At 72.0% G+C, this 14,570-nt stretch carries 19 protein-coding genes and 3 tRNA genes; 7 read left to right on the top strand and 15 right to left on the bottom strand.

Features of this window, described 5'->3' with window-relative positions; translation table 11 throughout:
- Positions 1-122 precede the first annotated feature (122 nt).
- Positions 123-749: an oligoribonuclease gene (gene orn, locus JT1_RS02455; protein WP_211596861.1), complete on the top strand. Its 627-nt coding sequence runs from the start codon at positions 123-125 to the stop codon at positions 747-749.
- Here orn and JT1_RS02450 read toward each other — a convergent pair.
- A complete protein-coding gene (locus tag JT1_RS02450; RefSeq protein ID WP_082807422.1) occupies positions 665-1,750 on the bottom strand; it encodes a phosphatase PAP2 family protein in 1,086 nt (361 codons plus the stop codon). The two genes, orn and JT1_RS02450, sit on opposite strands and share 85 nt — an antisense overlap.
- Positions 1,751-1,844: 94 nt before the next feature.
- Positions 1,845-1,920, bottom strand: a tRNA-His gene (locus JT1_RS02445).
- A 108-nt stretch (positions 1,921-2,028) separates the two neighbouring features.
- Between JT1_RS02445 and JT1_RS02440 the strand changes: the two genes are divergently transcribed.
- Positions 2,029-2,874 carry a copper resistance CopC family protein gene (locus JT1_RS02440; protein WP_068322391.1) on the top strand — a complete coding sequence of 282 codons (846 nt, stop codon included), beginning with the start codon at positions 2,029-2,031 and terminating at the stop codon, positions 2,872-2,874.
- Positions 2,875-2,880: 6 nt separating this feature from the next.
- Here the strand turns inward: JT1_RS02440 and JT1_RS02435 are convergent, their stop codons facing one another.
- The 4 genes from JT1_RS02435 to bcp form a co-directional block, all read right to left on the bottom strand.
- On the bottom strand, positions 2,881-4,014 hold the full coding sequence (locus JT1_RS02435) for a glucose-1-phosphate adenylyltransferase family protein (RefSeq protein WP_068322388.1): 1,134 nt from the start codon (positions 4,012-4,014) through the stop codon (positions 2,881-2,883).
- A 100-nt stretch (positions 4,015-4,114) separates the two neighbouring features.
- Positions 4,115-4,190 (bottom strand) — tRNA-Lys (locus tag JT1_RS02430).
- Between the two features lie 134 nt (positions 4,191-4,324).
- The gene (locus JT1_RS02425) at positions 4,325-4,627 is read right to left on the bottom strand and encodes a DUF3618 domain-containing protein (RefSeq protein WP_068322385.1); all 303 of its coding nucleotides are present in this window, start codon (positions 4,625-4,627) and stop codon (positions 4,325-4,327) included.
- Positions 4,628-4,642: 15 nt separating this feature from the next.
- Positions 4,643-5,113: a thioredoxin-dependent thiol peroxidase gene (gene bcp / locus JT1_RS02420; protein WP_068322382.1), complete on the bottom strand. Its 471-nt coding sequence runs from the start codon at positions 5,111-5,113 to the stop codon at positions 4,643-4,645.
- Positions 5,114-5,157: 44 nt separating this feature from the next.
- On the opposite strand from bcp, the gene JT1_RS02415 reads away from it, so the two are divergent.
- From JT1_RS02415 to JT1_RS02400, 4 genes are read left to right on the top strand one after another with little or no spacing between them, the layout of a single operon-like run.
- Positions 5,158-5,892 (top strand): energy-coupling factor ABC transporter permease, encoded by a 735-nt coding sequence (locus JT1_RS02415; protein ID WP_245634853.1) that lies wholly within the window; start codon positions 5,158-5,160, stop codon positions 5,890-5,892.
- Positions 5,889-6,194: a PDGLE domain-containing protein gene (locus JT1_RS18195; protein ID WP_068322376.1), complete on the top strand. Its 306-nt coding sequence runs from the start codon at positions 5,889-5,891 to the stop codon at positions 6,192-6,194. Before JT1_RS02415 ends, JT1_RS18195 begins: the two co-directional genes overlap by 4 nt.
- 1 nt (position 6,195) lies before the next feature.
- Entirely contained in the window at positions 6,196-6,960 is a 765-nt protein-coding gene (gene cbiQ / locus JT1_RS02405) for a cobalt ECF transporter T component CbiQ (protein ID WP_068322373.1), read from the top strand.
- Positions 6,957-7,715: an energy-coupling factor ABC transporter ATP-binding protein gene (locus tag JT1_RS02400; protein ID WP_068322370.1), complete on the top strand. Its 759-nt coding sequence runs from the start codon at positions 6,957-6,959 to the stop codon at positions 7,713-7,715. The genes cbiQ and JT1_RS02400 overlap by 4 nt, the downstream gene beginning before the upstream one ends.
- Positions 7,716-7,728: 13 nt before the next feature.
- Here the strand turns inward: JT1_RS02400 and JT1_RS02395 are convergent, their stop codons facing one another.
- The gene (locus tag JT1_RS02395; RefSeq protein WP_068321680.1) at positions 7,729-8,766 is read right to left on the bottom strand and encodes an IS481 family transposase; all 1,038 of its coding nucleotides are present in this window, start codon (positions 8,764-8,766) and stop codon (positions 7,729-7,731) included.
- 187 nt (positions 8,767-8,953) lie between these two features.
- Positions 8,954-9,412, bottom strand: a complete 459-nt coding sequence (locus JT1_RS02390; protein ID WP_068322366.1) for an OsmC family protein — start codon at positions 9,410-9,412, stop codon at positions 8,954-8,956.
- 20 nt (positions 9,413-9,432) lie between these two features.
- On the opposite strand from JT1_RS02390, the gene JT1_RS02385 reads away from it, so the two are divergent.
- A tRNA-Leu gene (locus JT1_RS02385) sits at positions 9,433-9,514 on the top strand.
- A 16-nt stretch (positions 9,515-9,530) separates the two neighbouring features.
- Here the strand turns inward: JT1_RS02385 and rdgB are convergent.
- The 7 genes from rdgB to clpS are packed head-to-tail and all read right to left on the bottom strand — an operon-like array spanning position 9,531 to position 14,566.
- Complete coding sequence (gene rdgB / locus JT1_RS02380; protein WP_068322364.1) at positions 9,531-10,166, bottom strand: RdgB/HAM1 family non-canonical purine NTP pyrophosphatase; 636 nt, start codon at positions 10,164-10,166, stop codon at positions 9,531-9,533.
- On the bottom strand, positions 10,163-10,921 hold the full coding sequence (gene rph, locus JT1_RS02375) for a ribonuclease PH (protein WP_068322361.1): 759 nt from the start codon (positions 10,919-10,921) through the stop codon (positions 10,163-10,165). The genes rdgB and rph overlap by 4 nt, the downstream gene beginning before the upstream one ends.
- Positions 10,922-10,981: 60 nt before the next feature.
- The gene (locus tag JT1_RS02370; RefSeq protein ID WP_068322358.1) at positions 10,982-12,013 is read right to left on the bottom strand and encodes a S66 family peptidase; all 1,032 of its coding nucleotides are present in this window, start codon (positions 12,011-12,013) and stop codon (positions 10,982-10,984) included.
- A 41-nt stretch (positions 12,014-12,054) separates the two neighbouring features.
- Positions 12,055-12,822, bottom strand: a complete 768-nt coding sequence (locus tag JT1_RS02365) for an MBL fold metallo-hydrolase (protein ID WP_068322355.1) — start codon at positions 12,820-12,822, stop codon at positions 12,055-12,057.
- Positions 12,819-13,649 carry a glutamate racemase gene (murI, locus tag JT1_RS02360; RefSeq protein ID WP_068322352.1) on the bottom strand — a complete coding sequence of 277 codons (831 nt, stop codon included), beginning with the start codon at positions 13,647-13,649 and terminating at the stop codon, positions 12,819-12,821. The genes JT1_RS02365 and murI overlap by 4 nt, the downstream gene beginning before the upstream one ends.
- Positions 13,646-14,275 (bottom strand): DUF2017 domain-containing protein, encoded by a 630-nt coding sequence (locus JT1_RS02355; RefSeq protein WP_068322349.1) that lies wholly within the window; start codon positions 14,273-14,275, stop codon positions 13,646-13,648. The genes murI and JT1_RS02355 overlap by 4 nt, the downstream gene beginning before the upstream one ends.
- Positions 14,276-14,566 carry an ATP-dependent Clp protease adapter ClpS gene (gene clpS / locus JT1_RS02350; RefSeq protein WP_068322346.1) on the bottom strand — a complete coding sequence of 97 codons (291 nt, stop codon included), beginning with the start codon at positions 14,564-14,566 and terminating at the stop codon, positions 14,276-14,278.
- Positions 14,567-14,570 lie beyond the last annotated feature (4 nt).

The following is a 14,570-nucleotide window of genomic DNA, read 5'->3' as shown; positions in this document are numbered from 1 at the left end:
CGGCCGGCCGGGCGGGGGCGGAGGGGGCGTCGCGCTCATGGGCGACACGCTAACCCGGCCGGGGGGCCCTGTCGGCGGGTAGGACTCCCCGTGACGGGGACGACGCCCGGCGGGTCGCTAGGGTGATCGCCGTGACTTCTTCGACCCAGGCCTCGTCCGACCGCATCGTGTGGATCGACTGCGAGATGACGGGACTCTCCCTCGAGCGCGACGCGCTCATCGAGGTCGCCGCCGTCATCACCGACTACGAGCTCAACCAGCTCGACGAAGGCATCGACATCGTCATCCGTCCGCCGGAGGCGGCGCTGGCGCAGATGAACGACTTCGTGCGCGACATGCACACGAGCTCCGGCCTGCTCGACGTCCTCGCCGAGGGCACGACGATGGCCGACGCGGAGGAGGCCGTGCTCGCACACATCAAGGAGTACGTGCCCGACGCCGCCAAGGCGCCGCTCGGCGGCAACAGCGTGGCGACCGACCGCGCCTTCCTCGTGCGGGACATGCCGACCCTCGAGGCCCACCTCCACTACCGGATGATCGACGTCTCCTCGATCAAGGAGCTCTCCCGCCGCTGGTACCCGCGGGCCTACTTCGCCTCGCCGGACAAGAACGGCGGCCACCGCGCGCTCGCCGACATCGTCGAGTCGATCGCCGAGCTGCGCTACTACCGCGAGGCGGTCTTCCGGCCGCAGCCCGGGCTGGAGAGCGCCGAGCTGAAGGAGATCGCCGCGCGCCACCAGGTGCGCTGAGACCTCCGCGCCCGGCGGTGCTGGCCGGTGGCCCGGGCACCGATCACCACGGCGAGGTAACCGACGAGCACCCCGGCGAGGTTGTCGAGCACGTAGTGCCAACCGAAGTAGAGGGTCGCGACGAAGGTCAGGCCGAAGAAGGTCCACGCGGCCAGGCGCAGGTAGCGGGCCGGGCTGGTGCGGTGGAGGAAGAGCGCCAGGGCGAAGGTCACCGACACGTGCAACGACGCGAAGGCCGCGACCCCCTGGATGGCGTCGCTCGTGAGCGGGTCGGCGAGGAACTCCACCCGGTTGCTCAGCAGGGCCTGCTGCAGGTCGGCCACCTCGGTGCGCGGCAGCCCCGCGTACAGGCTGGGCCTGGCGTAGACCGGGCCGAGCGCCGGGAGGACGTAGTAGCTGAGCGTGCCGAGGACCCAGTTGAGGCTCAGCGCCGTCGCGTACCACGCCCCCACCGCCACGTCACGGCTCAGGACGAGGACCGCCATGAGGCTCACCGGGACCAACGGCAGGTAGAGCAGGTAGACGAAGGAGAGCAGACCTGCCGTCCAGTCCACCCCGAGGACCGAGTGGAGGACCACGGCCGGGTCGCTGCCGCCGAGGAACCACTGGTCGACGGCGTGCAGCTGGTGGTCGTAGAGGACTCCCTCCCGGTGGACGGGCAGCACGCTCTTGAGGTTGCGGTAGGCGACGTAGCAGACGTAGAAGGTGACCAGACCGGTGCCGACGTAGGCCAGGCGACGCAGGCTCCACTCGTGGCGCACGACCTCGCCCATGCCGAGCCACAGCTGTCGCACCCCGCGGCGCCGGAGCCCGGCGAAGACCAGGCCGATGCCGAAGAGGACGAGTGCCAGCAGGGGCAGGCGCACGTAGGCGGGGCCCAGGAAGCCCTCCGGGTCCTTCAGGGGGATCCCGAGCGAGGAGGTGCCGGCCACCGCGGCCGCCCCGACGAGGACCGAGACGACCACGGCGACGGAGTAGGGCCACGAGCGCACGGTCTGCATCACGACCACTATGGCCTGAAATGGACGACAAGGTTAAATCCAGGCGTCGAGAGGACGACGAAGGGCCCCCGGCGCACCGGGGGCCCTTCGCCCTTGGGGTGAGTAACGGGACTTGAACCCGCGACCCTCGCGACCACAACGCGATGCTCTACCAGCTGAGCTATACCCACCAAGTTCTGCCTGTCTCAGGCAGCGCGGACCATCGTACCTGTTCCTGAAGGGTGCTCGTGACCACCCACCTCCCGGACGCACGCAGGCCGATCAGGCACGATGGGCCGGTGACCACACCGCACCGCTCCGCTCCCCCCTTCGTCCCCGTCATCACCGCGATCCTCGCTCTCGCAGCGATGCTCGCCGCACTGGTCGCCACGGCCGGGCCGGCCTCAGCGCACGCGCGCCTGGACAACTCCAGCCCGCGCGACGGCTCGACCCTCACCGCTACCCCACCCGAGGTGATGCTGCGGTTCAACGAGCCGATCAAGAGCGGTCTCAACCAGGTGACGGTCACGTCCGGGTCGACGGACGCGACGGAAGGGGAGCTCGAGGTCGACGGTGCGACGGTCTACCAGCCGTTGAAGTCCTCGCTGCCCGCCGGCACCTACAAGGTCTCCTACAAGGTCGTGAGCGCCGACGGGCACCCGATCAGCGGGTCGCTGTCCTTCCGCTACGCCCCGCCCGGCGGTGACGAAGGACCGGTCGAGGAGCCGGGCGGCGAGGGCACCCCACCCGCGACGAGCACCACCACCAGCAGCTCGTCCTCGACGAGCGCGCCGACGGCCAGCACGTCCGCGCCGAGCACGACCTCCGCCACCGCGCCGTCCTCGTCGACCAGCGAGCCGACGTCGTCGAGCACCTCGGAGCCGAGCTCGACGACGAGCTCCAGCTCCTCCTCCACCACCGGTGACGGCGAGACCGAGCCCTCGCAGCGCCCCACCTCGTCCTCGACGACGGCCGCCGTCCCGGCCCAGGACGACACGAGCGACGACGGTGGCGTCCCCACGTGGGTGTGGGCCGCGATCATCGGCGGCCTGCTCGTCGTGGGCGCCGTCGTCGGGCTGCTCGCCCGTCGGCGCGGCGACGACGGCGACGACGAGGACATCCACCTCGAGGAGTGGCGCGGCTGACGCCCGTCAGGGGCGGTCCTCGACCGCCCCCACCGAGGCGTCGGCGTCGACGAGCGTGACGCTCGACGCGTCACCCAGGTCGGCCCCCTCGAGCCGGGCACCGACGTCGACGACGCAGCCCGTCAGGCGCACGCCGCTCGTGACGTGCACGCGGTCGAGCAGGACGCAGTCGAGCACCTCGGCGCCCTCCTCGACCACCACCTCGGGACCGATGACGCTGTGCCGGACCGTGCCGGCGACCCGGCACCCCGGCGACAGGAGGCTCTCGACGGCCTGACCGGTGGCGGCCACCCGGGCGGGCACGAGCTGCGGCTGGGCCGAGTGGATCGGTCGGTCGGGGTCGTCCAGCTCCACCCCCGTGCCGTCGACCAGCTCCATGTGCGCGCGCCAGTACGACGCCAAGGTACCCATGTCGGTCCAGTAGCCCTCGAACGCGACCGCGCGCGTGGAGCGGTGTTCGACGAACCACGGGACGAGGTCCTCGCCGTAGTCGCCGAGCCCGCCGAGCTCGTCATGCAGGCGCTCGAGAGCCCCCGTGAGCTCGTCCGTCGTGAAGCAGAAGATCTCGGTGGCCACGACGTCGGTGCTCGGCTCGTCGGGCTTGTAGTCGAAGCCGGTCACCACCCTGTCGTCGTCGGACTCGACGACGGCGTGCTGGCTCGCGTCCCCCGCGGTGCGCGTGGTGACGACCGTCAGGTCGGCGCCCGTCGCGACGTGCTCGTCGACGACCGCCCTGAGGTCGGCCGTGTAGAGGTGGTCGGCGCTCAGGACAAGGACGACCTCGGCCCCGCTCGCGGCGATGCGCCTGCGGTGGCGCCACAGCGAGTCGCTGTTGCCCTCGGCGAAGCCCTCGCCCGTCGCGCCGCTGAAGGGCGCCAGGATCTGCAGGCCACCCCGGTTGCGGTCGAGGTCCCAGGGCCGACCGTTGGCCAGGTGCTCGTTGAGCGAGTGCGGCAGGTACTGCTCGACGATCCACACGTCGGTGATGCCGCTGTTGGCCAGGTTGGACAGCGCGACGTCGATGAGCCGGTAGGTGCCCGCGAAGCGCAGCGCGGGCTTGACCCGGTGCTCGGTGAGCGCGCCCAGCCGGGACCCCTTGCCCCCGGCCAGGATGACGGCCAGCACCCTCGGACCTTGCATGTCGTCTCCCTCTGCTCGACTGCCAGCGAAGGTAGCACCGCTGCTGCGACCCGGGACGAAGAAGGACCCCACCGGATCAACCGGTGAGGTCCTTCGAGGGTGGTGCGCCAACAGGGACTCGAACCCCGAACCCGCTGATTAAGAGTCAGCTGCTCTGCCAATTGAGCTATTGGCGCGCGAGGAGAAACATTAGCACCACGATGCGGCGAGATGAAATCGACTCCGCGACAGGGCTGCCGGGACGTGTCCGGCACATGACGAAGGGCGGGACCCCCGCTGGAGCACCGCCCTTCGCCGTCGTGGTGAGGGGTCACCAAGAGCGCTTGGCGCGCTGCTTCTCCCACTTCCTGTGCTTGCGGCTGGCCGCGATCGCCCGGAGGACGACGAGGCCCACGACCGCGGCCGCCGCGATGGCGACGCGGTCCATGCGCAGCTCACCGGACTCCGTCCGCGTGGCGTGGGCGAAGGAGGCCTTGGCCTGCGCCTTCTGCCGCTCGATGACGTTCTTCGGGGCCGCCCGCACCGACAGCTCGTCGATCGTCTGCGCGAGCCGGTCACGGGTCGTGATGATGTCGTTCTCGAGCCTGGTCGTGCTCGGGTTGTCATTGCTCACGTGAGGATTCCGTCCTTACTCGATGCCGAGGTCGCGGCGGATGCGGGCCACGTGGCCCGTCGCCTTGACGTTGTACTGGGCGTGGGTGACCACGCCGTCTGCTCCGACGACGACCGTCGAGCGGATCACTCCCTCGACGACCTTGCCGTACAACTTCTTCTCACCATAGGCGCCCCAGGCGGTCATGACCGCCTTGTCGGCGTCGGAGAGCAGTGTGATCGTCAGCCCATCGCGCTCGCGGAACCTCGCGAGCTTGTCCGGGGCGTCCGGCGAGATGCCGACCACCTCGGTGTCCGCCGCGCGCAGAGCCTCGAGCGAGTCGCTGAAGTCGCACGCCTGCGTGGTGCAGCCCGGGGTCATCGCCGCCGGGTAGAAGTAGACGATGACGCGCTTGCCGCGGAAGTCGCTCAACGAGACCTCTGCGCCGGTGTCGTCGGTGAGGGTGAAGTCTGGTGCCCGGTCGCCCGGTGTGAGTCGCTCGCCCACGAGTACCTCGCAATCCAGTTGCACATGAGATGCAATAAGGTCGGATGTCTGCACCAACCTATCCCAGCGACCTGCCCCCCGAGGAGCACCAGATGCACGTGCCCGATGGCTTCCTCGACGCCCCGACCTCCGTGGCGACCGCCGCGGTCGCGGTCGGTGGCGTCGCACTGGCGCTGCGTCGCAGCCGTGGTGACCTCGACGACCGGGTCGCCCCGCTCGCCGGGCTCGTCGCGACCTTCGTCTTCGCCGCCCAGATGATCAACTTCCCCGTGGCAGGCGGCACCTCCGGCCACCTGCTCGGCGGTGCCCTCGCCGCGGTCCTCGTCGGGCCGTGGACGGCGACCCTCTGCGTCACCGTCGTCCTGCTCGTGCAGGCCCTCGTGTTCGCCGACGGCGGGCTCACGGCCCTCGGCACCAACGTCACGCTCATGGCGATCGTGGGCGTGTGGGTCGGCTGGGTCCTCTTCGCCCTCGCGCGACGGGTCCTGCCCTCGCGCCCGGCGAGCGTGCCCGCGGCCGCCGCCGTGGGGGCCTTCGTCTCGGTGCCGGCCGTCGCCGCGGTCTTCGCCGGGCTCTTCGTCGTCGGCGGCACCGCCCCGGTCGACGCGGGTGCACTGCTCACCGCGATGCTCTCCTGGCACCTGCTCATCGGCATCGGCGAGACGGTCATCACCTTCCTCGTCGTCTCCGCGGTCGTCTCCGTCCGCCCCGACCTCGTCCACGGGGCGCGGGGCCTGTCGCCGGCCCCCGCCGCCGCCCCGCAGGAGGTCGCCCCGTGAGGTCCCGCATCTCCACACGCACGCTCGTCGTGACCGGGCTCGTCCTCTGCCTGCTCCTCGCGGGCGTCGCGAGCTACTACGCCTCCGCGCACCCCGACGGGCTCGAGCACGTCGCCGAGACCCTCGGATTCTCGGGGTCGGCCGACGAGCACGGGTCCGCGGACTCCCCCTTCGCCGACTACGGGACGAAGGGGGTCGACGACGGCTTCCTCTCCGGTGGGCTGGCCGGGGTCGTCGGCGTCGTCCTCACGGGCGCGGTGATGTGGCTCGTGCTGCGCTTCCTCGCCCGCCGGCGCGACTGAGGTGGGCGGTCCGCACGGTCATGCGCTGAGCCACCACGGCCACTCCCCCGCGCACCGGGCGCCGGCGCACCTGAAGATCCTCGCGACCTTCCTCTTCGTCGTGCTCGTCGTGGCGACGCCGCGGGAGGCCTTCTGGGCCTTCGGCGCCCACGCGCTCGTGCTGCTCACGGTGCTCGTCGTGACGCGGGTGCCCGTGCGGCACCTGGCCCCACGGCTGCTCGTCGAGGTGCCCTTCCTCCTCTTCGCCGCGCTCATGCCCTTCGTCGCCACCGGCCCACGGGTCGAGGTCGGACCGCTCACGCTCTCGGAGGCGGGCCTGTGGGGCGCCTGGACGCTGCTCGCCAAGGCCACGCTCGGGGTCGGCGCATCGCTCCTGCTCGCCGCGACCACGGAGCCGGCCGACATCGTCTCGGGGCTCGCCCGGCTGCGGCTGCCGAGCCAGCTGGTGATGATCCTGGGGTTCATGGTCCGCTACACCGAGGTCGTCACCGCACAGCTGCGCTCGATGCGGGTGGCCCGGGAGTCCCGGGGGTTCCGCGGTGGCGGGCTGCGCTCGTGGCCGGTCCTCGCCGGCACGGCCGGGGCCCTGTTCATCCGCTCCTACGAGCGCGGCGAGCGGGTCCACCTGGCCATGCTCGCCCGCGGGCACGACGGCCGGGTGCACGCCGGGCCCACCGCCCCCGTCGCGCCGCGCGTGCTCACCGCGACGATGTCCGTCCCCCTGGCGGCGGCCGTCATCGCCCTGTCGGCGAGGATGCTCGGATGAGCACACCGGTCATCCAGCTGCGCGGGGTGCGGCACACCTACCCGGACGGGCACTCCGCCCTCGACGGCGTCGACCTGCACATCCACCCCGGCGAGCGGGTGGCCCTGCTCGGCCCCAACGGCGCCGGCAAGACGACGCTCGTGCTGCACCTCAACGGGATCCTCGTCCCGACGAGCGGGGACGTCACGGTCTCCGGGCTCCCGGTGACGCGTGAGCACCTGCTCGACGTGCGCCGCCGGGTCGGCATCGTCTTCCAGGACCCCGACGACCAGCTCTTCATGACGACGGTCGCGCAGGACGTGGCCTTCGGGCCACGCAACCTCGGGCTGCCCGCGGACGAGGTCGACCGGCGGGTCGCCGAGGCCCTCGGTGCCGTCGGCATGAGCGAGGTCGCGGACCGGCCGCCGCACCACCTGAGCTTCGGGCAGAAGCGCCGCGTCGCCGTCGCCACCGTCCTCGCGATGCGACCGGAGATCCTCGTGCTCGACGAGCCGAGCAGCAACCTCGACCCCGCCTCGCGCCGCGAGCTCGCCGAGATCGTCGACGGGCTGGACATCACGGTGCTCATGGTGACCCACGACCTGCCGTACGCCCTCCAGCTGTGCGAGCGGTCGGTGGTCCTCTCCGGCGGGCGGGTCGTCGCGGACGGCGCGACGCCGGAGGTCCTGGCGGACGAGGAGCTCATGCACACCCACCGCCTCGAGCTCCCCTACGGGTTCGACCCGCGGTCGGTGCCGGCCCGCACGCGCCGCTGACGTCTGCATTCCCCTAGGTGTAACTGGGCATGACCTTGGTGACACGGGTCTTGGCGCGGCTGGCTGGGGGTTGGTCCCCGATGGCGCTGTGTGGGCGATGGTAGTTGTAGTGGGTCACCCAGATCTGTAGCTGTCGTCGGCGGGCTTCTTCGGAGGGGTAGGCGTCGGCGTAGAGGACCTCGCGGGCCATGGTCTGCTGGTAGCGCTCGACCTTGCCGTTGTGCTTGGGCGTGTAGGGCTTGATCCGCTTGTGTTTCGAGGCGAAGGAGAGCACCGAGCGGGTGAAGTTCTTGGCGCGGTAACAGGACCCGTTGTCGGTGACGATGCGGGTGATGCGGGTGATGCCGTGCGCGGCGAAGAAGACCCGGGCGCGGGCCAGGAACGCGATCGCGGTCGCGGCGCTCTCGTCGTCGTGGGCCTCGGTGTAGACCATCCGGGTGAAGCCGTCCACGGCCGAGTGCAGGTAGGTGTAGCCCACCTTGGCGCCGCGGTGGTGTCCTCGCAGGCCGCGGGCCCGGTCAGCGTCCGAGCCGCGGCCGTGGACGCGCCACCCGCCCCCGGGCGGGATGCGTCCGACCTTCTTCACGTCCAGGTGGATCATGTGCCCGGGGTAGCGCGCGATGATCTTGCCGGCGGGCTGCTGGCGCAGGGGCTGCCCGTCGACGTCCAGGTCCCGCAGCCGGTTCAAGCCCTCGCGGCGCAGGATCCGGGCGATGGTGCACACCGCCACATTCGTGCCCTCATCGGCCAGCGCCAGATGGATGCGCCGCGCGGACCACTTACGGCGCCGCAGCTCGATGATCCGCTCGACCACCGGTTCGGCAGTCGCGCTCGGGGAGCGTTGTGGCCGGCTGGAGCGGTCGTGCAGCCCTTCCTCGCCGTGCTCGCGGTAGCGGGCTACCCATTTGGACAGGCACTGGCGTGAGATCGCGGCCTCGGCTGCGACGTGCGCGATCGGCCGCGGGCCGGCCTCATCATTGGCCTGACCCAGCACTCGCTCGATCAGACGTAGGCGACCACCAGGGGTCATCGGGGCATTAGCGTGGGACACAGGGCAGGTTCCTTTGGCTGGCTCGTGATGAACGGCTTTGACACCCTCATCCTGTCGCCACGGGGACCTGCCCGCCCTGTTACGCCCCTCCTCGTGTCACCAACCTCATGCCCCGCAACACCTAGGGCAATGCAGCCCGAAGTCTGCATTCCCCTAGGGGAATGCAGACGAACGGTCGTGCCCGGGGTCAGCCCGCGACGCCGACGAGGGTCGGCTCGAGCACGATCTCGCTGCGCAGGCTCGCCGCGACGAAGCACTCGCGGTGCGCGACCTCGACGAGTCGCTCGACCTTGGCCCGCGGTGGGTCGCCCGCGAGCGTGATGCGCGGCCGCAGGACGATGCGCGTCACCCACATCGGGTGGTTGCCCTCGGGCATCTCGCCGCTCGCCTCGTCGGCGTAGTCGGTGACGTCGAGCCGGGCCCGCGCGGCGACCGCGAGGAAGGACAGCAGCTGGCAGCTGCTCGCCGCCGCGACGAGGAGCTGCTCCGGGTTGGCCAGCGAGGGGTCGCCGAGGAAGGCCCCGGCGCTGCTCGCCCGCAGTCCGCGACCGGCCACCGTCAGCTCGTGCTCACGGTCGTAGGCGTCGTACCCGAGGGCGGTCGACCCGCTCCAGCCCAGGGAGGTCGTGAAGGTGTGCGCGCTCACCCGCCTAGACTGCCAGCCGAGCCGAAGTGGCGGAATTGGCAGACGCGCGTGGTTTAGGTCCACGTGCCCACGGGCGTGCGGGTTCAAGTCCCGCCTTCGGCACCCCCACCCTCGCCGGTCAGGCGAGGTGCGCGCGCAGGAGCGGCGCCATGGCGCGGAAGGCGCGGCCGCGGTGGCTGATGGCGTTCTTCTCGACGTCCGTGTACTGCGCCATCGTGCGGGTGCCGCCGTCCGGGACGAAGATCGGGTCGTAGCCGAAGCCGTTGTCCCCCGAGGGTTCCCGGGCGATGACGCCGGGGACCTCCCCTTCGACGTCGACCGTCGCGCCCCCGGGCACGGCGAGGACCGCGGCGCACCGGAAGGCCGCCTGCCGGTGCTCGTCCGGGATGTCCGCGAGCTGGTCGAGGAGGAGCTGCAGGTTGCGGCGGTCCCGGTCCGCGCGGGACAGGTCCTCGCCCGCGTGCAGTCCCGACCAGCGCGCGGAGAAGATCCCGGGGCTGCCCCCGAGGACCTCGACGGCCAGACCGGAGTCGTCGGCGAGCGCCGGCAGGGCGGTGCGCCGGGCGACGTGCTCGGCCTTGAGCCGGGCGTTGCCGACGAAGGTCACTGACGTCTCGGGGATCTCCCCGACCTCGGGGAAGGCGGCCATCGAGAGGATCTCGAGGTCGTCGGCGACGCCGACCTCGCCGAGGATCTGCTGCAGCTCGTGCACCTTGTGCTCGTTGTGCGTCGCGAGCACGACCCGGCGGGTCACAGCACGCGCTCCCGCGGCGTCTCGGCGAGCGCCGCCTGCTGCCTGGTGGTCAGCTCGTGGCAGCCCGTGGTCGCGAGGTCGAGCAGCTCCCCCAGGAGCGCGCGGTCGAAGGGGGCACCCTCGGCCGTGCCCTGCACCTCGACGAAGTCGCCCGCGCCGGTCATGACGACATTCATGTCCGTCTCGGCGGTCGAGTCCTCGGGGTAGTCCAGGTCGCAGACCGCCCGACCGCCGACGACGCCGACGGAGACGGCCGCGATCGACCCGGTGAGCGGCTGGGCACTCGCGGCGATGAGCCCGCGCGCGCGGGCGTCGTCGATGGCGTCGGCGAGCGCGACGTACGCGCCGGTGATCGCGGCCGTGCGGGTGCCGCCGTCGGCCTGGAGCACGTCGCAGTCGAGCACGATCGTGTTCTCCCCCAGCGCCTTGGTGTCGATGATGGCGCGCAGGCTGCGGCCGATCAGGCGCGAGATCTCGTGGGTGCGACCGCCGACCTTGCCCTTGCGGGACTCGCGGCCGCTGCGGGTGTTGGTGCTGCGCGGGAGCATCTCGTACTCGGCGGTGACCCAGCCGGTGCCCTGGCCCTTGAGCCAGCGCGGGACCCCGGCCTCGAAGGACGCGGCGACGAGGACCCGCGTGCGGCCGAACTCCACGAGGACCGAGCCCTCGGCGTGGTCGAGCCAGTTGCGGGTGATGCGCACCTCGCGCAGCTGCTCGGGGGTACGGCCGTCGTGGCGGGGGGTGGTGTCAGTCATGGGGCTCAGGCTAACGAGGCGACCGCGCCGTCGGCGCACCGCCGTGGGGACGGCTCCGGGTCAGGGACGCCGCAGGTCCTGCGTGATCCGCTGGCCCTGCGGCCCGACCTCCACCCTGGCCTCGGCCCCGAGCACGAGCGGCATCATCGGCTGCTGGTGACCGAAGTCGACGTCGAGCACGACCGGTACGTCGAGGTCGCCGAGGGCGTCTCGGACGGCCTCGTGCTGGGTGAGCGAGGGCGCGTCGGGTGCGGGCGTGCGCCCGACGAGCACGCCGGCGCACCGGTCCAACCACCCCGACAGGCGCAGCCCGTGCAGGACCCGAGCGGTCTCGAACGCGTTGCCCTCGGCCGCCTCGAGCAGCAGCACCGGCGGCCGGTCCTGCTGCCGGGCCCACCCCGGTACGTCCCCGTACGGGCTCCCGGAGAGCGGCGAGACGACCTCGAGGCAACCGCCGATCAGCGGACCGGCGAAGGACGCCGTCCCCCCGTCGAGCAAGGACCACCGGGTCGGCTCGGCGAGGGTCAGCTCGTCCACGCCCGGGTCGGCGACGTAGTCGTCCCAGCCGCCCGCACGCCGGTGGGTCGCGGCGGTCTGGGTGAGCTCGCCCCCTTCGCTCGTCGCGACGTCCAGCCAGTGGAGCAGGCCGGGCGCCGGTGCGTACGGCGAGTCCATGAGGTTGAGCCCGTGGAGCGTCGCCCACCCGGAGCGCAGCGTGAGCGGCAGCATCGTCGTGGTCGTGTCGGAGAAGCCCACGTACCAGCACGGGTCGCACTCGGCGAGCAGGTCGAGGTCGAGGTGGCGCAGGACGTCGATGCCCGTCTCGCCGCCCCACGGCGGGATGACCGCGGCGACGTCCGGGTCGACGAGCAGCGCCATGAGCTCGTCGGCGCGCGCCTCCCGGGAGGCGCTCACGTGGTGGTCGCGGTCGTCGCGCAGGCAGACGCCCTCGAGGACCTCGTACCCACGGCGCCGCAGGTCGGCGATCGCGACGTCGAGGCGTGGCTGGAGCGCCGGGGAGACCCCGGAGCTCGGTGCGGTGACGGCGATCGTGTCACCGGGGCGAAGGGGGGCGGGCAGGCGCGCGGGCATGCCCCCACCCCATCAGGTCCGGGCCCCCACGTCGACCTTGCTCAGATGTCGTAGGTGGCGTCCGGCCGGGCCAGCTCGACCTCGCCCGGCCATACCTCCGCTGCCTCCCGCTGGCACACGAGTGGGTCATTCCATGCCGGGATGTGCGTGAGCATGAGCCGCTGGACACCGCCCGCGGCGACGGCCGCCTCGGCCGCACGGCGACCGGTCAGGTGGATGCCGCGCACCTCGTCCCGCCCCTCGACGAAGGCCGAGTCGACGAGGACGAGGTCGGCGTCGGCGAAGAGCGGGCCGAGCGCGTCGCAGGAGTCGGTGTCGCCGCTGTACGCGAGGACCTTGCCGTCCGCCTCGACGCGGAACCCGTAGGCCTCCACGGGGTGCTCCACGAGGTGGGGCCGCACCACGAAGGGCCCGATGTGCGTGGGCACGCTCGTGGAGATCCGACGGAAGTCCAGGACCCCGGTCATCCCCCCTTCGTCGATCCCCTCGTAGGCCGCCGCGAGCCGCTCGGCGGCGCCGACCGGACCGTAGACGGGCAGGCGCTCGGCGAGCGCGCCCTGCGGACGGTAGGTGCGGGTGACGTAGAGACCCGTGAGGTCGATGCAGTGGTCCGGGTGCAGGTGCGAGATCGCGACCGCGTCGAGGTCCGCGAGGTCGGTGTGCCGCTGCAGGGCGCCGAGCGCGCCGTTGCCCAGGTCGAGGACGAGGCGCCAGGTGCGCCCCTCGTGCTCCGCGGTGAGCAGGTAGCACGAGGCCGGCGAGTCGGGTCCCGCGAAGGAACCGGAGCAGCCGACGACGGTGAGCCTCATCGCCCTTCCCCCATGTTGCCGAAGACATCCGCGACCTCGGGTCCGAGGAAGCGGCGGGCCAGCGACCGGAACTGCTCCGGGTCACCGGTCGTGGTGAACCCGTGGGTCGGGGCCGGGAGCGACTCCGGGCGCAGCAGGTCGAGGTCCGCAAGGACACGGTAGACGTCTTTGGCGGTCTCCTCCGCCGATGAGACGAGGGTGACACCCTCGCCCATGACGTACGACAGCGCGCCGGTGAGCAGCGGGTAGTGGGTGCACCCGAGGACGAGGGTGTCCACCTCGGCAGCGCGAAGGGGGTCGAGGTACCGGTGGGCGACCTCGAGCACCTCCGGCCCGGACGTCGTCCCGGCCTCCACGAGCTCGACGAAGCGCGGGCAGGGCTGGGAGATCACGTGCGTGGTCGGCGCGGCCGCGAAGGCGTCGAGGTAGGCGCGGGAGCGGTGCGTGCCCTCGGTCGAGATGACCCCGACGCGGTGGTTGCGGGTGGCGAGCACCGCGCGCCGCACCGCGGGCCGGATGACCTCGATGACCGGCACGTCGTAGCGCTCCCGGGCGTCGTGGAGCACGGCCGCGGAGGCGGTGTTGCACGCGATGACGAGCACCTTGACGCCGTGGTCCACGAGCCGGTCGAGGCACTGCAGCGCGAACTCGCGCGTCTGGGCGATCGGCCTGGGGCCGTAGGGCGCTCGCGCCGTGTCGCCGAGGTAGGCCACCGACTCGTGGGGCAGCTGGTCGAGGACGGCGCGGGCCACGGTCAGCCCGCCGAACCCCGAGTCGAAGATGCCGATCGGCTGGGCCTCGACGGCCCGGGTGTCGCCGTCGGTCACTCCTCGTCCTCCCCCACGAGCGCCCGGGTGAGCGACTCCTGCAGCCAGGTGAGGAAGTCGTAGAGGCTCAGCGCGAAGATCGCCGGGTCGTCCGGGTCGAGGCTCGCGACGAGCTCCTCGAGGCGGTCGGCGTCCTCGTCGGTGCGCAGGCCGAGCCGCTCCCCCATGACGAGGCGCACGTCCGTCAGGGCGACGAGCACCTGCGGCGCCTGGGCCCGGGTCACGACCCAGCGGTCGTCCTGCGCGGACTCGAGCGTGGCGACCGTGGTCCGCAGGCCCGCGTGCTTGCGCTGCCGCAGCCCCTGCTCGGTGAGGCGACGGAACTCCGCCGCCTCCTGCTCGTCCTCGCGGTGGCCGGTCGGGAAGAGCCGGTCGAGCGCGGGGTCGCGGTCGTGGTCGAGGCCGAAGGCCCGGTCGGGGACCTCGCCCCCCGGGTCGACGTCCGTCGCGAGGTCGCCGAGCCCCGCGACGATGGCCTCGAAGGGGTCGGCGGTCTCCCCCTTCGTCCTCGCGGCGGGGGCGACGAGCTCCATGACCTGCAGGCACAACCCGGCCACGACGGCCCGCTCGTGCTCGTCGAGGACGGCGACGAGCACCTCGCCGTCGGGCGCGAAGGCGGTGGCCATCTACACGTCCTTCTGGAAGGTCGCCCACAGGCCGTAGCCCTGCAGCGCCTCGGTGTCGGTCTCCATCTGCTCCTTGGGCCCGGTCGAGACGACCGCCCGGCCCTTGAGGTGCACGTCCATCATGAGCTTCTCCGCCTGCTCCTTCGGGTAGCCGAAGTGCGTCTGGAAGACCCAGGTCACGTACGACATGAGGTTGACGGGGTCGTTCCACACCAGCGTGATCCACGGGGTGTCGACGGCCTCGACGACGTCGGGCTCGCTCGTCTGCTGCTCGGCTGGGGCGATGGACACGCCC

The sequence above is a fragment of the Janibacter terrae NBRC 107853 genome, from assembly GCF_001591405.1.
GTDB classification, from domain to species: Bacteria; Actinomycetota; Actinomycetes; order Actinomycetales; family Dermatophilaceae; genus Janibacter; species Janibacter terrae.
This window is presented reverse-complemented; position numbering and strand designations above follow the sequence as displayed.

Bases quoted from the DNA above. Each gene is read 5' to 3' on its own strand.
- JT1_RS02450 (WP_082807422.1), bottom strand. From the start codon at position 1,750: ATGCAGACCGTGCGCTCGTGGCCCTACTCCGTCGCCGTGGTCGTCTCG.
- JT1_RS02435 (WP_068322388.1), bottom strand. From the start codon at position 4,014: ATGCAAGGTCCGAGGGTGCTGGCCGTCATCCTGGCCGGGGGCAAGGGG.
- JT1_RS02415 (WP_245634853.1), top strand. From the start codon at position 5,158: ATGTCTGCACCAACCTATCCCAGCGACCTGCCCCCCGAGGAGCACCAG.
- JT1_RS02400 (WP_068322370.1), top strand. From the start codon at position 6,957: ATGAGCACACCGGTCATCCAGCTGCGCGGGGTGCGGCACACCTACCCG.
- rph (WP_068322361.1), bottom strand. From the start codon at position 10,921: ATGACTGACACCACCCCCCGCCACGACGGCCGTACCCCCGAGCAGCTG.
- JT1_RS02370 (WP_068322358.1), bottom strand. From the start codon at position 12,013: ATGCCCGCGCGCCTGCCCGCCCCCCTTCGCCCCGGTGACACGATCGCC.
- JT1_RS02365 (WP_068322355.1), bottom strand. From the start codon at position 12,822: ATGAGGCTCACCGTCGTCGGCTGCTCCGGTTCCTTCGCGGGACCCGAC.
- JT1_RS02355 (WP_068322349.1), bottom strand. From the start codon at position 14,275: ATGGCCACCGCCTTCGCGCCCGACGGCGAGGTGCTCGTCGCCGTCCTC.